This window comes from Rahnella sp. RcJ3, assembly GCF_009498575.1.
Taxonomy (GTDB): Bacteria; Pseudomonadota; Gammaproteobacteria; order Enterobacterales; family Enterobacteriaceae; genus Rahnella; species Rahnella aceris.
In genome coordinates, this window is sequence record NZ_QSNX01000020.1 from 1 (window position 1) to 15,941 (window position 15,941).

Consider the following 15,941-nt stretch of genomic DNA (forward strand, 5'->3'; position numbering starts at 1 on the left):
GTCCATGATGAGCATGAACCCTTTTTACACGAGCCACCGGATCGGTCAACTGATCCTTAAACGATCGGCATTACGCTCAGCGCCCTTTTTTGTTGCCTGCAATCAGGATTTACGGCGCAGGAATGGTGAAGCGTTTGTGGATGTTTTCCAGATCAGCGAGGATTTCCTCATCGAGTGTCAGATCCTGACTGTCGATGTTGATCTTCAGTTGTTCCATTGTGGTTGCGCCCAGCAGCGTGCTGGCCACGAACGGTTGCTGACGCACAAAGGCCAGCGCCATCTGAGAAGGATCCAGATTACGTTTCTTCGCCAGCGCGACATATTCAGCAATCGCCGCTTCAGCCTGCGGTGATGAGTAACGGGTGAAACGACTGAACAACGTATTACGCGCCCCGGCCGGTTTCGCACCGTTAAGGTATTTACCGCTCAGCGTGCCGAATGCCAGGCTGGAATAGGCCAGCAGTTCAACCCCTTCGTGCTGACTGATCTCCGACAAACCGATTTCAAAGCTGCGGTTCAGCAGGCTGTAGGGGTTTTGAATCGAAACGATACGCGGCAAATCATGTTTCTCCGCCAGTTGCAGGTAACGCATCACGCCCCACGGGGTTTCGTTAGAAACGCCGATATAGCGGATTTTACCGGCACGAACCTGTTCATTCAGCGCTTCCAGCGTTTCCAGCAAGGTAACCGGAGACTGCTCTTCGGTGTACTGATAACTCAGTTTGCCAAAGAAGTTGGTCTGACGCTGTGGCCAGTGCAACTGATAAAGATCCAGATAATCCGTATTCAGACGTTGCAAACTGGCATCCAGCGCCGCGCGGATATTTTTGCGATCCAGCATCTGAGCCGGACGAATAGCGTTGTCATTACCGCGGGAAGGCCCGGAGACTTTGCTCGCCAGAACAATTTTCTCACGGTTGCCACGGGCTTTCAGCCAGCTGCCGATATAGCTTTCCGTCAGCCCCTGGGTTTCAGGACGCGGCGGAACGGGATACATCTCTGCGGTATCAATCAGGTTGATGCCTGCCGCAACGGCGTAATCGAGTTGCTGGTGGGCGTCGGCTTCGCTGTTTTGTTCACCAAAAGTCATGGTGCCAAGTCCCAGTAAGCTCACTTCTAAAGAACTGTGGGGTATACGGTGATATTGCATTGCCGGTCTTCCTTTATATCTGAGAATGTCAGCCTGTTAGAAAAAGCGCCTTAACTGACTATATACAAGGCTGGCAGATGGGGGAAGTGGCAGTGTGTGCGGGAGGAACGACGCGGTCGGTGGATAAAATAACAAAGAGCCAGTCCTGATAACTGGCTCTGCGACGGGTTAAGAAGCGTAATGCTTAACGCTTCATCACCTGGCTGACGTTGTCATTATTGATCTGGCGGTCGTTGCCTTGTTCGTCTGTGTAACTCAGCAGTCCGGTAGATTTATCCAGCTTAGGTTTACCATCAGTCAGGATCATATTGCCGTCTTTGGTTGAGATCACATAATCGCTGGCACAGCCCGCGAGGCTCAACACCACAAGCGCAGCACCGGCCGCCATTAAAGTTTTCTTCATCATCGTTAACGTTCCTTTTTGTTGTACCGAAGATATTCACATTTAGCGTAGCAAACTATCCCGCAGGCAGCGGGAAATGATATCGGTTAAAGCTGAAAATGGCGGGCCAGAAGCGCCGCCGTAAAACGCTTTTTCAAATAGAAGCCGCGCGGCAGCGTCAAAATGGGTTGCCCTGACTCTCCGATCGCTTCCGTCAGCGCTTTGCTGTTGGCAGCTTTGGGGCGAATTTGCAGGTATTCCCCATGTCGGGCTGTGATGCTTTCGACTTTACCCAGAACAATCAAATCCATCAGTTCTTCCCAGTCCTGACGCAGTTGCTCATCTTCTTCCTCAGAGGGTTGCCATAATAAAGGCGCCCCGATGTGGCGCTCAGCCAGGGGGATCTGGCGCTCACCTTCGACCGGTATCCACAAAACTCGCGCCAGTTTATGGCGCACATGGCTGTTTTCCCACGTCACACCGCTGTTACCGGTTAACGGGGCAACGCAGACAAATGTGGTTTCCAGCGGCCTGCCACGGGAATCAATTGGGATCGTTTTCAGCTCAATGCCAATATCAGCGAAATCCTGCTCCGGTTTACTTCCTGCAATGGCGCCGAGATACACCTCAAGCAACATACCGACCCAGCCTTTCTCCCGTTTAAGGTTCTCAGGAATGGGCAGGCCAGCGTGAGCGGCCAGTTCACCCAGCGTATGACCCGCCAGCGATTGTGCGCGGTGCAACAGTTGCTGTTCGTTGTGCGGAGGCTGGGTGGCAGGTAAAGGAATAGACATAAAAAAACAATGCTCACTCAATAGATTAAATTTCGTACTGCTTTTGTCATGCACAGTGAATAAAAACTTATTCCTGTGGAGCAATGAAATAATAGCATGATTTGTCTTAGTTTTTTTTCAGGTTTCTGACTTCTTTTGCGCCTTAACGATTAGGTTGATCACCTGTTGAAGGCGACAATGAACAGGATCTTCCACCTACTTATCCACAGATTTCTTGGATAACCCTGCCTGAATCCGATCACTGGTTCGATTTACAGGCTTGACGGGAGGGGTTTTATCCAATTTTTGGGGCAATGACGTCAACTTTTAGACGATCGCTGTGGATAAAAACAACATTGGTGGATCTTTCGCCAGATCACTTGAAGGTGTGAGATAACTCTCATTTTTAACCGTGGGATAACTCTGTTTAATGTGAATAAGTATTTGTTTTTAAAAATTTTTATCGGAGCATGTTTTCCCGGTAAAAATAAGTTAAGAAGAGTTTTACCCTGCTTACTCTGAAGTTCTTCACATACCTATCCACAGAAAAAGTGAATAAAATCGCAGGTGATTTCTAAAATCTGTTTATAACTTGGCGTATAACTGTGAGTTATCCCATTTTTATTCATGCTGATCGGTATTAACCAGTGGTTTACCGCCTGTTGGTAGTATGAAACAATCAGTACATCTATGAGTTTAGCTATTGGGGTAGTCCGGTGATCGATGATGATGGCTACCGCCCGAATGTTGGTATTGTAATCTGTGACAAGCAGGGTCAGGTGTTGTGGGCCAGACGATACGGCCAGCACTCCTGGCAGTTTCCACAAGGGGGCATAAACCCTGGTGAAACCGCTGAGCAGGCCATGTACCGCGAGCTGTTTGAGGAAGTGGGGCTTGGCCGTAAAGATGTCCGTATTCTGGCTTCAACCCGTAACTGGTTACGTTATAAATTGCCAAAACGTTTGGTGCGTTGGGACACAAAGCCGGTTTGTATCGGCCAAAAGCAAAAATGGTTCTTGCTGCAACTGATGTGTAACGATGCTGATATCAATATGCAGCGCAGCAGTACGCCTGAATTTGATGGCTGGCGTTGGGTGAGTTTCTGGTATCCGGTTCGTCAGGTGGTGTCATTTAAGCGCGATGTTTACCGGCGTGTAATGAAAGAGTTTTCCACCACGATTATGCCGATGCAGGAAGTCTCCCTTCCCAGGACATCGCCCGCCTATCGTCGTAAAAGAGGCTAAGTCACGAAGAGATGCTCACGCGTTTGCGAGAAATTGTTGAAAAGGTAGCAATGGCGTCCAGCCTCAATGATGCGCTGGACGTACTGGTCAACGAAACCTGCCTGGCGATGGACACGGAAGTCTGTTCCGTCTATCTCGCTGACAATGACCGCCGTTGTTATTACCTGATGGCGACGCGAGGTTTGAAAAAACCTCGCGGGCGGACTATTACGCTGGCGTTTGATCAGGGGATTGTGGGTCTGGTAGGGCGTCTGGCTGAGCCCATTAACCTTGCCGATGCGCAGAGCCATCCCAGTTTTAAATATATCCCCGCCGTAAAAGAAGATCTTTTCCGATCCTTCCTGGGTGTGCCGATCATTCACCGCCGTCAGTTGCTGGGTGTGCTGGTTATTCAGCAACGCGAACACCGGCAGTTCGACGAAAGTGAAGAGTCGTTTATGGTCACGCTCGCCACTCAGCTGGCGGCGATCCTTTCTCAGGCACAGCTTAATGTGCTTTACGGGCGCTTTCGCCAGACGCGCGTTCGTGCACTTGCCGCATCGCCGGGTGTGGCCATCGGTATCGGCTGGCAGGACAGCTCGCAACCTTCGCTCGATCACGTTTATATGGCGTCTACGCTGGATACCGTCCGTGAACGCGAACGTCTGACCCGGGCCCTGGAAGACGCCGGTGCTGAGTTCCGCCGTTTCAGTAAACGTTTCGCGGCGAGTGCGCAGAAAGAAAGCGCGGCGATTTTTGACCTCTACTCTCACCTTCTTAATGATGCACGCCTCAAGCGTGAACTGTTCGCTCAAATAGATCAGGGCGCCGTCGCGGAATGGGCAGTTAAAAAGGTCGTGGAAGAGTTTGCGGCGCAGTTTGCCAGCTTGCAGGATACCTATCTGCGTGAGCGTGGCAGCGATTTACGTGCGCTGGGCCAGCGGCTGGTTTTCCATCTTGATGATACGATTCAGGGCAACACACAGTGGCCGGAACGTTTTATTCTGGTTGCCGACGAACTGACCGCTACTTTGCTGGCCGAAATGCCGCAGGACCGGCTGGCAGGTGTGGTAGTTCGTGATGGTGCAGCCAACTCGCATGCGGCGATTTTGGTCCGTGCGATGGGCGTGCCGACCGTGATGGGCGCCGATATTCAGCCTGCACTGCTCAGCCAGCGACAGCTGATTGTCGATGGTTATCGCGGTGAACTGCTGATTGATCCGGAAGCCGTACTGGTCACGGAATACACGCGGCTGATCAGCGAAGAAATGGAGCTGAGTCAGAAGGCTGAAGATGATGTTGAGCAACCTGCAGCGCTGAAAAGCGGTGAGCGGGTGAAAGTGATGCTCAACGCCGGTCTGAGTGCTGACCATGAAAAATTGTTCGGCAGCCGCGTTGACGGCGTCGGGCTGTATCGCACCGAAATTCCTTTCATGTTGCAAAGCGGCTTCCCTTCTGAAGAAGAGCAGGTCGCGCAATATCAGGGCATGTTGCAGTTGTTTCCGCAAAAGCCGGTGACATTGCGAACGCTGGATATCGGCTCTGATAAACAGCTGCCTTATATGCCGATCAGCGAGGAAAACCCTTGTCTGGGCTGGCGCGGTATTCGTATTACTCTCGATCAGCCTGAAATTTTCCTGATTCAGGTTCGCGCGATGCTGCGTGCCAATGCTGCGACCGGAAATCTCGGTATTCTGCTGCCGATGGTTACCAGCCTTGAAGAGATTGATGAGGCACGTCGTTTAATCGATCGTGCGGGACGTGAAGTGGAAGAACAGTTGGGTTACGAGCTGCCACACACGCGTCTTGGCGTAATGATCGAAGTCCCATCAATGGTCTTTATGTTGCCTGCATTGGCCGGAAGAGTGGAATTTATTTCCGTCGGTACCAACGATCTGACGCAATATCTGCTCGCTGTTGATCGCAACAATACCCGCGTTGCCGGGCTGTATGACAGCCTGCATCCGGCGATGCTGCGGGTGCTCAAACAAATTGTCACCACCGCTGAGGTTGCCGGGCTGGATGTCAGCTTATGCGGCGAGATGGCGGGTGACCCGATGGGCGCGTTACTGCTTACCGGCATGGGCTTTCGTAATCTCAGTATGAACGGGCGCAGTGTTGCCCGTGTAAAATACCTGCTTCGCCGTATCGAACTTCATGATGCCGAAGAGCTTGCCGGTCGGGTGCTGCAGGCGCATTTTACGACGGACGTTCGTCATATGACCGCTGCTTTTATGGAAAGACGCGGGTTGGGCGGCCTGATCCGTGGTGGTAAATAAGCACCAGAGTTGATGCTTTGTACCGTATTACTCCCATCCTGCTCGCTTTCCGGCACAGGATGAGATGATTTTTTACAGAACTTTTCCAGCGGCTTAGCCCCGGAAAACCTTCCGGCTATGCTACTATTCGCTCCCTGCTGGCCCCTGAACGGGCAATAATCATAAACAATTTGTGGTGATAGATGAGCAACAGCTATCTGGCGTTTCCCCAGTTTGATCCGGTGATTTTCTCAATCGGACCGGTATCTCTCCACTGGTACGGACTGATGTACTTAGTTGGTTTTGTCTTCGCGATGTGGCTGGCAGTACGCCGTGCCAATAAGCCAGGCAGCGGCTGGACAAAAGATGAAGTTGAAAACTTGCTGTATGCTGGTTTCCTGGGGGTATTCCTCGGTGGTCGTATCGGTTACGTTTTCTTCTACAACCTGCCTTTATTCCTCGATAATCCGCTTTATCTTTTCAAGGTCTGGGATGGCGGCATGTCTTTCCACGGCGGCCTGATTGGCGTAATCGTGGTCATGCTGATTTTCGCCCATCGAACCAAACGCAACTTCTTCCAGGTTTCCGACTTTATCGCTCCACTGATCCCGTTTGGACTTGGCGCAGGTCGTTTGGGTAACTTCATTAATGGTGAACTCTGGGGCCGTGTGACCACAGATGTGCCATGGGCAATGCTGTTCCCGGGATCCCGTCAGGAAGATATCGCCATTGCTGCCGCTGACCCTAAATGGCAGCCTTTGTTGAACCAGTACGGCGTATTACCGCGCCATCCTTCCCAGCTGTATGAACTGCTGCTTGAAGGCATCGTGCTATTCATCATTCTGAACATATTCATCCGTAAATCACGCCCGATGGGCGCGGTATCAGGCTTGTTCCTGATCGGATATGGCTTATTCCGTATTATCGTTGAACACTACCGTCAGCCGGATGCACAGCTCGGTCTGTTCGACGGGATCATCAGCATGGGGCAGGTTCTGTCCATTCCAATGGTTGTCATTGGCCTGATTGTGATGGTCTGGGCATATCGCCGTCCGCAGAAACAATTGTCGTGAGGTAACATGAAACAGTATCTGGATTTAATGCAGAAAGTGCTCGATGAGGGCACCCCTAAAGCCGACCGTACCGGTACAGGCACGCTGTCGATTTTTGGTCATCAGATGCGTTTCAACTTGCAGGAAGGTTTCCCGCTGGTCACCACCAAACGCTGTCACTTGCGCTCAATCATTCATGAACTCCTGTGGTTCCTGAAAGGTGAAACTAACATCGCCTATCTGCGTGAAAATAATGTCAGCATCTGGGATGAGTGGGCAGATGAGAATGGCGACCTCGGCCCGGTTTACGGCAAGCAATGGCGTGCCTGGGGCGCGGCTGACGGCAGGCAAATCGACCAACTGGCGAGCGTTGTTGAACAGCTGAAAAAAGACCCGGATTCACGCCGCATTATCGTGTCGGCGTGGAATGTGGGTGAACTGGATCAGATGGCGCTGGCACCTTGCCACGCTTTCTTCCAGTTCTATGTGGCCGACGGGAAACTGTCTTGTCAGTTGTATCAGCGTTCATGCGACGTTTTCCTCGGACTGCCGTTTAACATCGCCAGCTACGCGCTGCTGGTGCATATGATGGCGCAGCAATGTGATCTGGAAGTCGGTGATTTTGTCTGGACCGGTGGTGATACACATCTGTACAGCAACCATATGGAACAGACACATCTGCAACTGACGCGTGAGCCTCGTGCATTGCCAAAACTTGTCATTAAACGCAAACCTGCCTCCCTGTTTGATTACAACTTCGAAGATTTCGAGATTGAAGGGTACGATCCGCATCCCGCAATCAAAGCGCCGGTCGCGATCTGATTCCTTGTTTTTACCGCCTGACAGCACTGTCAGGCGGCCATTTCCCTTTTATCCGGCTTTCCCTCTGCTCCACTTTTTACGCCTTTTACTGACGATTCCAATCCCGATTTACATCCCGATGCTATCCCTGCGAGACATCACGCAACTTATTTGTCGCGTGGATTTCGTTGCACCGATAGTTCTCACGACATCCTGGAAAAAATGACTCTCCCAGTGGCGGAAAAAATCTAAATGCCTATTTTGGCCGCATGAAAACATTTGAGCGGGCAGGGGAAGAGGGAATGTCGCTGATAGAAATGATGGTTGTTGTGACTTTGGTCGCCATGTGCACATTGTGGGGAATCCACACCTGGCGCGATTATCAGCAGGCATTAAAGCTTGAGCAATCTGCGCAGCAACTGCGTTTGTATTTGTACGGGGTGCAGGCCGAAGCCAATAATTACAATCGTTCTGCTGTCTTATGGGGCATTGCCGGTGCTAATGGATGTGTGGGTAGCGGAACCCGCCCTTCAGGTTGTCATAATGCCGTGGGTAAAATATTCGCCATCAATGAACCCGGTGTGGAGTTACTCGCTGTCAGTGAAAAAACCATGGGTTTTTACGGCCTGCGTAATGCCGCACTTGCCGGACATATCACACTAAAAAATTCAGCGGGTAGTTTGCGAATCGTACTTTCTGTCAGAGGACGGTTACGTACGTGTAGTGAAAATCAGCCTTTACTGAGTATCGGCTTATGCCAGTGAATTTAGCCCGTTGTCAGGGATTCACGCTGCCTGAAGTCATGATTGCGATGGGGATTGGCAGCATGCTGATGCTCAGTGCCGCGCAAATCTATCCGCTGATGCGCCAGAGAAGCCAGAGTCTGGGCCGACATTATCAGCTCGAGCAATTGTTGCGCCAGACTACTTTTGCCATTGGCAAAGATATTCGTCGGGCCGGTTTCTGTAACGGAACCTGCGAGGGTAAATCTGTCATCATCGGCAACGCTGCGGGTGAAGCAACCAGCTCCTGCATCCTTGTTATCTATGACCTGAACCGCAACGGAACATGGGATAAGCCCGGGACGGCGGACTCTGAATACTTTGGTTACCGTTTGCGTCAGGGCGGTATTGAGATCCAGCGCGGGGCGGGTGATTGCAGCAGTGGAGGTTGGGAAAAACTCCTCGACCCTGCTGAAGTCAGCGTGACCCGGTTCGTGGTAACCGAGGTCGCAGCAAGTGGCTCCGGCCGCCTGTATTCTCTGCAACTTGAAGCCAGCTGGAGCAAAAATCCTTTCATCCACCGGCAGGTGACCGAGATGATTGCAGGCCACGTCTTATGACAGCAGCAAAAATGCGCGATTCGTCCAGACAGCGGGGGAGCGCCATGATCCTGAGTATTTTGGTGATGATGGGATTAGGGCTGATTGCCCTTAACTCGCTGCAACAGCAACTTTCCGCCGGGCTTGCGCTGACGTCAAATCAGCATCGCTATGTCATTGCCCGGGAAAATGCAGCCTCAGCATTAGCATGGGGTATCCGCCAGTCATGGAAAGACAGCCGCGAACCTCTCTGGCAGTGCCGGGATGTGCCCGCAGGCCTCATTGTTTCAGGAAGTGGCAGGACGTGTACCCGGCCTTCATTGCGTCAGGATATCTTTCTGGTTCGTGGTGAGGGACGCATAGCTGAAGGCAATGAGCCGGTTATGCAGTATCAGCAAGTCAGTATTAAAAAACAGACTGGTGGAAATCTGATTTTTTCACCGCTGACACAGGGATGGCTGGATTTTTGTCCTGAGGCTGATGAGCAGATCTGCAATGAATGAAAACCACTCAGCACAGCAAGGTTTCAGCCTCACGGAAGCGCTCATCGCCATGTTGTTCTTGTCAGTTTCCATTCTGGGGCTCCTGAATTATTACCAATCACTGAGCAATGGGTTTATGCGTCAGTGGCAGGTTCAGCAGGCGTGGTCAGAAGCACATTCCCAGCTTGAAGCATATTCAGTGGCAGGAAAGGGGACTGAGCCTTTAGCGAAAGATTGGGAATATCGGTTTACAGGCATTTCAGATGCACAATCCTGCAAGCTGGTCACTGCGACAATTCAAACGCCGGCAAAATATCAGGCAATATTGCAGCGCTTAATATGCAATTTTGGCCCCTGAAGTTGTGCCTGTAAGCCGCATATTACCGGACAAAAATACTGTTAAGCCACTTGCAATGGCGGGCTAACAGCTTAGAGTGGTTTAACAGGGTTATTTTTCCCTATAGGGAGTAATTGGCTTTATGGTTAAAACGTGACGGAACATAGGAAGAAAATCCCGATTCGATTTTTTTCACAACTATCCTGTTTCTGCGGGGGCTTAGCAGGCTTAACCGCTCAAAACAGCTTGTTGAGGTTCATCTACCGGTGAGCTGTATATTTATTGCCCGTGTGGCACGTTTATTCGATTGAGGGAGAGTGGCAATGTTAAAACACGTTACCCGCATTTCCGGGGTACTGTTGTTATTGACCTTTTGGGCCCCTGTTGTTTCAAGTGCAGCCGACTGGCAGCCTTTTGCACAAGCTATCAATAAAAGTCAGAACGACCCTCGCCAGTATCAGGCAATTAAACTGGCTAATGATATGACCGTCTTGCTGGTTTCTGACTCTCAAGCCCCCAAATCACTCGCCGCGCTCGCCATTCCTGTCGGTTCGCTGGAGGATCCTGATTCTCAGCTGGGTCTTGCCCACTATACTGAGCACATGTTACTGATGGGCTCGAAGAAATATCCTCAGCCGGAAAGTCTGTCTGAATTCCTTAAGAAACACGGTGGCAGCCACAATGGCAGCACTGCTTCTTACCGTACCGCGTTTTATCTTGAAGTAGAAAACGATGCCTTGCCAGAAGCGGTAGATCGCCTTGCAGATGCTATCGGTGAACCGTTGTTAGACCCCGCCAACGGGGACCGTGAGCGTAATGCGGTGAACGCTGAACTGACCATGGCCCGATCACGTGACGGCATGCGGATGGCGCAAGTTCGCGCAGAGACATTAAATCCCAGGCATCCGGCGTCCCGTTTTTCAGGCGGAAACCTGGATACGTTGAAAGATAAACCGGGCAGTAAGCTTCATGATCAGCTGACGGCTTTTTATCAGCGCTACTATTCTGCCAACCTGATGGTTGGTGTGATTTACAGTAATAAACCGTTGCCTGAACTTGCTGAGCTGGCCGCTACAACCTTTGGTCAGATTGCCAATCACCACGCAGCTGTGCCGCCGATTACGGTCCCGACATTAACAGCAGACCAAAAGGGTGAGTTTATCCATTTCGTTCCTGCACAGCCGCGCAAAGAATTACGGGTTGAATTTGCAATTGATAATAATAGTGCCCATTTTCGCAGTAAAACCGACACCTATATCAGCTATCTGATGGGTAACCGCAGCCCGAATACCTTATCAGACTGGTTACAGAAGCAAGGCTATGCCGATGGGATCAGCGCAGGTGCGGACCCGATGGTTAACCGTAATATGGGCGTATTCAATATCTCTGTTTCCCTGACTGATAAGGGACTGGCGCAGCGCGATACGGTTATTGCAGCCATTTTCAACTATCTCAACGAAATACGCGCTCAGGGCATCAAAAAAACCTATTTTGATGAAATTGCCCACGTTATGGCGCTCGACTTCCGCTATCCGGCGCTGACGCGTGATATGGATTATGTCGAATGGCTGGTGGACACCATGTTGCGGGTTCCTGTCGAACACGTTCTCGACTCACCTTATCTGACTGACCAGTATGACCCCAAAGCGATTGAGGCACGTCTAACAGAAATGACGCCGCAAAATGCGCGTTACTGGATCATCAGTCCGAACGAGCCGCACAATAAAGTGGCCTACTTCGTTAATGCGCCATATGAAATTGATAAAGTTTCCGCGCAAACCTACTCGCAGTGGCAGACGTTGGGGAAGGGGATTTCGCTGTCCCTGCCAGCGCTGAATCCGTACATTCCTGATTCACTTGCGCTGGTCACTAAAGATTCGACGGCGACGAAACCTGAGCTGCTGGTTGAAGATAAAGGTTTGCGTGTGTTCTACATGCCGAGTCGTTATTTTGCTGATGAGCCTAAAGCCAATGTGACTGTTTCTTTCCGCAATGAGCAGTCGCTCAGCACGGCTAAAAATCAGGTGCTCTATGGCCTGACGGATTACCTCACCGGCGTGGCTTTTGATCAGCTGAGTTATCAGGCATCCATTGGCGGGATCACGTTCGGGACATCTCCGGATAACGGTTTGCAGTTTACTGCCACAGGTTTTACCGAGTGTCTGCCTGATTTACTGGCCGCACTGGTTGATAACTACCCCGATTTCAAACCGACTCAGGAACAGCTTGATCAGGCGAAATCATGGTATCTCGAACGCTTAGCTTCAGCAGATAAAGGAAAAGCGTTTGAGCTGGCGCTGCAACCGGTTCAGTTACTTTCGCGGGTGCCTTACACCGAGCGCAGCGAGCGTGAAAAGCTGGTTTCTGCCATCACACTGGATGATGTTAACGCTTACCGTGAACAACTGGTTCACCATGCTGCCGTGGAAATGATGGTTGTGGGGAACATGACGGCTGATCAGGTTAAAGCGATGTCTCAGCAAATTATGCAAAAGCTGGGCGCGCATGGGACACGGTGGTGGCGCGGAAAGCAGGCTGTAGTGACTCAGCCGCTGAAAGCAAATATCCAGCGTATCGGGACAAGTTCGGACTCAGCACTGGCAGCGGTATATGTTCCCACCGGTTATGATGAAGTTCAGAGCATGGCGTACAGTGCATTGCTGGGACAGATTATTCAGCCATGGTTCTACAGCCAGCTTCGGACACAGGAACAGCTGGGTTATGCCGTGTTTGCTTTCCCTATTCCGGTAGGAAAACAGTGGGGGATTGGTTTCCTGCTGCAAAGTAACAGCAAGCAACCTGACTATCTGTATCAGCGCTATCTGGCATTTTATCAGCAGGCCGAAAAACGTCTGCGTGAAATGAAGGATGATGAGTTTCTGCAATATAAACAGGGACTGGTGCATGAAATGCAGCAAAATCCGCAGACGCTAGATGAGGAAGCCGACCGTCTGGGGAATGATTTCAGTCGCGGAAATCCGCAATTTGATACCCGCACGAATGTGATCCGGGTTATTGCCGGGCTGACTCAAACTCAACTGGCGGATTATTTCGATCAGGCTGTAATGAAGCAGGATGGTCTGGCGATGCTTTCGCAGGTCTCAGGCAACGATAGCAAGATCCCACAATATGCGGTGCCTGAGGGCTTTAAAACCTGGCCTGACACCTCCACGTTGCAGCAGGTGCTGGAACCGCACGCGGATAAATAACGTGCTGATGTACAAAGCAAAATAAAAAGGACGCGAGAGCGTCCTTTTTTACCACGGAGGAAAGGTGGTGAGATTTTTACAGTTCGGCGATCAGTATTTTGGAGCGACGCTGGTAGTTGTACATTTCTTGTTTCTGAATCGGCAACACATCCACTTCTGCTGGCTTGAAGCCACGTTCCTGGAACCAGTGAATACTGCGGGTCGTCAGTACGAACAGCCTGTTCAGCCCCATAAGTTTCGCCTGGCTGGCAACGCGTTGCAGTAACATTTCACCGCGTGAAGAGCTGCGGTAGTCCGGGTGAACCGCCACGCAGGCCATTTCGCCAATCCCTTCATCATGGAAGGGGTAAAGCGCTGCGCAGGCAATGGTCAGGTTATCCCGCTCGATAATGGTAAATTTATCGATTTCCATTTCCAGCTGTTCGCGGGAACGACGCACCAGAATACCCTGTTGCTCCAGCGGCCGGATAAGTTCCAGAATGCCGCCGATGTCGTTGATGGTTGCACGGCGCACTTGCTCGGCACTTTCCATCACGATTTGCGTACCAATACCGTCTCGCGAGAACAGTTCCTGAACCAGCGCACCGTCTTCCTGATAACTGATCAGGTGACTGCGACGTACACCACTGCGGCAGGCTTTCACCGCGCCGCGCAGGAAGCGAACGGTGCCGGAAAGATAGTCACCGCTGGATTCCATCTGATCAATTCTTTGCTGTGCATCATTAGGGAACAGTTCGGAAATAATATTACCTTCCTCGTTGATTACCCCCTGAGAAGAGCAGAAGCCGATCATTTTTTCCGCTTTCAGTTTGATTGCTAGTTGTGTCGCTACTTCCTCAGAAGTCAGGTTAAAGCTTTCACCGGTAACCGAAACTGCCACCGGGCCAAGCAAGACAATGGCATTGCTGTCGAGCTGACGGTGAATCGCTTCTTCATCAATACGGCGGATACGGCCGCTGTGACAGTAATCAATACCGTCATCGACGCCCAGCGGTTGAGCAATGATAAAATTGCCGCTGACGACGTTGATGTGCGCACCTTGGAGTGGCGTATTATTCAGACTCATCGAAAGTCGCGCTGTGATATCGAGCTGCAGCAGACCTGCGGCTTGCTTAACCAGCTCGAGCGCGCGGGCATCGGTGACGCGGATGTTTTTATGATAAATCGGTTCGTAATTATGCTCAGAAAGGTTCTCATCAATCTGCGGTCGGGCGCCATAAACAACCACCAGACGGATGCCTAAGCTGTGTAACAGGCCGATATCATTGACAATATTGCTGAAATTCTCATGTTCAATGGCTTCTCCACCGAGCATGACAACGAATGTTTTGCCACGGTGAGCATTTATATAGGGAACTGAGTGGCGAAATCCCTGGACCAGTTCAGTACTACGTTCCTTCACGGCAAAACCTCGTATGAATTTTTATTCGTAATTTTTGTATTTTTATTCTTTTATGGCCCTGTGGCAAGTAAGAAATCTCTGTTTTTGTTTTAACCCTTATCACAAACATACAACAAATTGATAAATAGACTAAATGTTTAGGAATGACATGCAGGATATGATTCGTTAGAATTCGTAAATTGAGTTTTTTATCATCTTTTTTTAACTTTTGGACCTTTTTGAGACTGCATGACTGACGATACTCACAATCCCGGAAGACGACGCCTCCTGCAAACCGTAGCTGCTTCCTGGATGCTCAGCGTGAGTAAAGTAGGTTTTGCGGCCAGCTCACAGGTTATTGCCGTACGCATCTGGCCCTCGTCTACTTATACCCGAATCACCCTCGAATCCAGCACGCCCTTAAAATATAAGCAGTTTCTGCTCAGTGATCCGCCACGCGTTGTGGTGGATATCGAAGGCGTGCATCTCAACAGTGTGCTCAAGGGACTGGGTGAAAAAATCCAGCAAAGTGATCCTTACATCCGGCAGGCGCGGGTGGGGCAGTTTGATACCAAAACGGTGCGTCTGGTGTTTGAGCTAAAGCGTACAATCAATCCGCATGTCTTCACGCTGAAACCGGTCGCTGAATTCCATAACCGGCTGGTGATCGATTTGTATCCGCAAGAAGGTGAGATCAGTGCTCAGGATGATCCGCTGCTGGCGTTACTGGAAGATTACAACCGCGGAGATGTCGCGAGAACATTACCGCCGGAAACGAAGAAAGACGGCCAGGCGGGGCGAAGCCGGCCACTGGTGATTATGCTTGATCCCGGCCATGGCGGTGAAGATCCGGGAGCTATTGGCAAATACAAGACCCGTGAAAAAGATGTCGTGTTGCAGATTGGCCGCAGATTACAGAAGCTGATTGCGCGTGAACCCAATATGAAAGCGCATATGACCCGCAATGAAGACGTGTTTATTCCGCTCAAAGTCCGCGTGGCAAAGGCACGAAAACTGCGGGCAGACCTTTTTATCTCTATCCACGCAGATGCCTTTACCAGTCGGGCAGCAAGAGGCTCATCGGTTTTTGCGTTGTCGACCAAAGGCGCCACCAGTTCCGCAGCACGTTTTCTCGCACAAACGCAGAATGAATCTGACCTGATAGGCGGCGTCAGTAAAAGTGGCGACCGGTATCTGGATCACACGATGTTTGATCTGGTTCAGACGGCAACCATCAGCGATAGCCTGAAATTTGGCAAAGAAGTGCTGACGCGCATGGGAAAGATTAATCATCTGCACAAAAATAAAGTGGATCAGGCCGGATTCGCGGTATTGAAAGCGCCGGATATTCCGTCGATTCTGGTCGAAACGGCGTTTATCAGTAACATTAATGAAGAGAAAAAATTGCGGACTGCGCATTTTCAGCAGCAGGTGGCGGAGTCAATTCTGGCCGGGATCAAAGCGTATTTCGCACAAGGCGGGATGTCGACGATGGGATGAGTCGCGCGGGGGCGGGGTGATTATTCCGCGCTTCGCCGGAATTCAGATACAAAAAAACACCCGTTAGGGTGC

Annotated in this window: 14 protein-coding genes; 10 read left to right on the forward strand and 4 right to left on the reverse strand. The window is 50.9% G+C overall.

Annotation, left to right across the window (positions count from 1 at the left end; genetic code table 11):
- Positions 1–109: 109 nt before the first annotated feature.
- The 3 genes from DXU84_RS20715 to mutH all read right to left on the reverse strand — a co-directional run bounded on the left by DXU84_RS20715 (position 110) and on the right by mutH (position 2,326).
- Positions 110–1,150 (reverse strand): NADP(H)-dependent aldo-keto reductase, encoded by a 1,041-nt coding sequence (locus DXU84_RS20715; protein WP_013574159.1) that lies wholly within the window; start codon positions 1,148–1,150, stop codon positions 110–112.
- 184 nt (positions 1,151–1,334) lie between these two features.
- Positions 1,335–1,553 carry a YgdI/YgdR family lipoprotein gene (locus tag DXU84_RS20720; protein ID WP_015689428.1) on the reverse strand — a complete coding sequence of 73 codons (219 nt, stop codon included), beginning with the start codon at positions 1,551–1,553 and terminating at the stop codon, positions 1,335–1,337.
- 86 nt (positions 1,554–1,639) lie between these two features.
- Positions 1,640–2,326, reverse strand: coding sequence for a DNA mismatch repair endonuclease MutH (gene mutH, locus DXU84_RS20725; protein ID WP_013574161.1), 687 nt, complete (start codon positions 2,324–2,326; stop codon positions 1,640–1,642).
- A gap of 695 nt (positions 2,327–3,021) precedes the next feature.
- Between mutH and rppH the strand changes: the two genes are divergently transcribed.
- The 9 genes from rppH (at position 3,022) to ptrA (ending at position 12,988) form a co-directional block, all read left to right on the forward strand.
- Positions 3,022–3,549, forward strand: a complete 528-nt coding sequence (gene rppH, locus DXU84_RS20730) for an RNA pyrophosphohydrolase (protein ID WP_013574162.1) — start codon at positions 3,022–3,024, stop codon at positions 3,547–3,549.
- Positions 3,550–3,560: 11 nt separating this feature from the next.
- Positions 3,561–5,807 (forward strand): phosphoenolpyruvate--protein phosphotransferase, encoded by a 2,247-nt coding sequence (ptsP, locus tag DXU84_RS20735; RefSeq protein WP_013574163.1) that lies wholly within the window; start codon positions 3,561–3,563, stop codon positions 5,805–5,807.
- Between the two features lie 182 nt (positions 5,808–5,989).
- A complete protein-coding gene (lgt, locus tag DXU84_RS20740) occupies positions 5,990–6,859 on the forward strand; it encodes a prolipoprotein diacylglyceryl transferase (protein WP_013574164.1) in 870 nt (289 codons plus the stop codon).
- A 6-nt stretch (positions 6,860–6,865) separates the two neighbouring features.
- Positions 6,866–7,660 carry a thymidylate synthase gene (thyA, locus tag DXU84_RS20745; RefSeq protein ID WP_013574165.1) on the forward strand — a complete coding sequence of 265 codons (795 nt, stop codon included), beginning with the start codon at positions 6,866–6,868 and terminating at the stop codon, positions 7,658–7,660.
- A gap of 281 nt (positions 7,661–7,941) precedes the next feature.
- A complete protein-coding gene (locus DXU84_RS20750; RefSeq protein WP_013574166.1) occupies positions 7,942–8,403 on the forward strand; it encodes a prepilin peptidase-dependent protein in 462 nt (153 codons plus the stop codon).
- Positions 8,394–8,981 carry a prepilin peptidase-dependent protein gene (locus DXU84_RS20755; RefSeq protein ID WP_013574167.1) on the forward strand — a complete coding sequence of 196 codons (588 nt, stop codon included), beginning with the start codon at positions 8,394–8,396 and terminating at the stop codon, positions 8,979–8,981. The genes DXU84_RS20750 and DXU84_RS20755 overlap by 10 nt, the downstream gene beginning before the upstream one ends.
- A complete protein-coding gene (locus DXU84_RS20760; protein ID WP_228389040.1) occupies positions 8,978–9,463 on the forward strand; it encodes a YgdB family protein in 486 nt (161 codons plus the stop codon). Before DXU84_RS20755 ends, DXU84_RS20760 begins: the two co-directional genes overlap by 4 nt.
- Positions 9,456–9,800 carry a prepilin-type N-terminal cleavage/methylation domain-containing protein gene (locus DXU84_RS20765; RefSeq protein ID WP_153376604.1) on the forward strand — a complete coding sequence of 115 codons (345 nt, stop codon included), beginning with the start codon at positions 9,456–9,458 and terminating at the stop codon, positions 9,798–9,800. The genes DXU84_RS20760 and DXU84_RS20765 overlap by 8 nt, the downstream gene beginning before the upstream one ends.
- A 302-nt stretch (positions 9,801–10,102) precedes the next feature.
- The gene (ptrA, locus tag DXU84_RS20770; protein ID WP_013574170.1) at positions 10,103–12,988 is read left to right on the forward strand and encodes a pitrilysin; all 2,886 of its coding nucleotides are present in this window, start codon (positions 10,103–10,105) and stop codon (positions 12,986–12,988) included.
- Between the two features lie 76 nt (positions 12,989–13,064).
- On the opposite strand, the gene argA is transcribed toward ptrA, so the two are convergent.
- Entirely contained in the window at positions 13,065–14,390 is a 1,326-nt protein-coding gene (gene argA, locus DXU84_RS20775; RefSeq protein WP_013574171.1) for an amino-acid N-acetyltransferase, read from the reverse strand.
- Positions 14,391–14,618: 228 nt separating this feature from the next.
- Between argA and amiC the strand changes: the two genes are divergently transcribed.
- Positions 14,619–15,869 (forward strand): N-acetylmuramoyl-L-alanine amidase AmiC, encoded by a 1,251-nt coding sequence (gene amiC, locus DXU84_RS20780; protein WP_119261288.1) that lies wholly within the window; start codon positions 14,619–14,621, stop codon positions 15,867–15,869.
- Positions 15,870–15,941 lie beyond the last annotated feature (72 nt).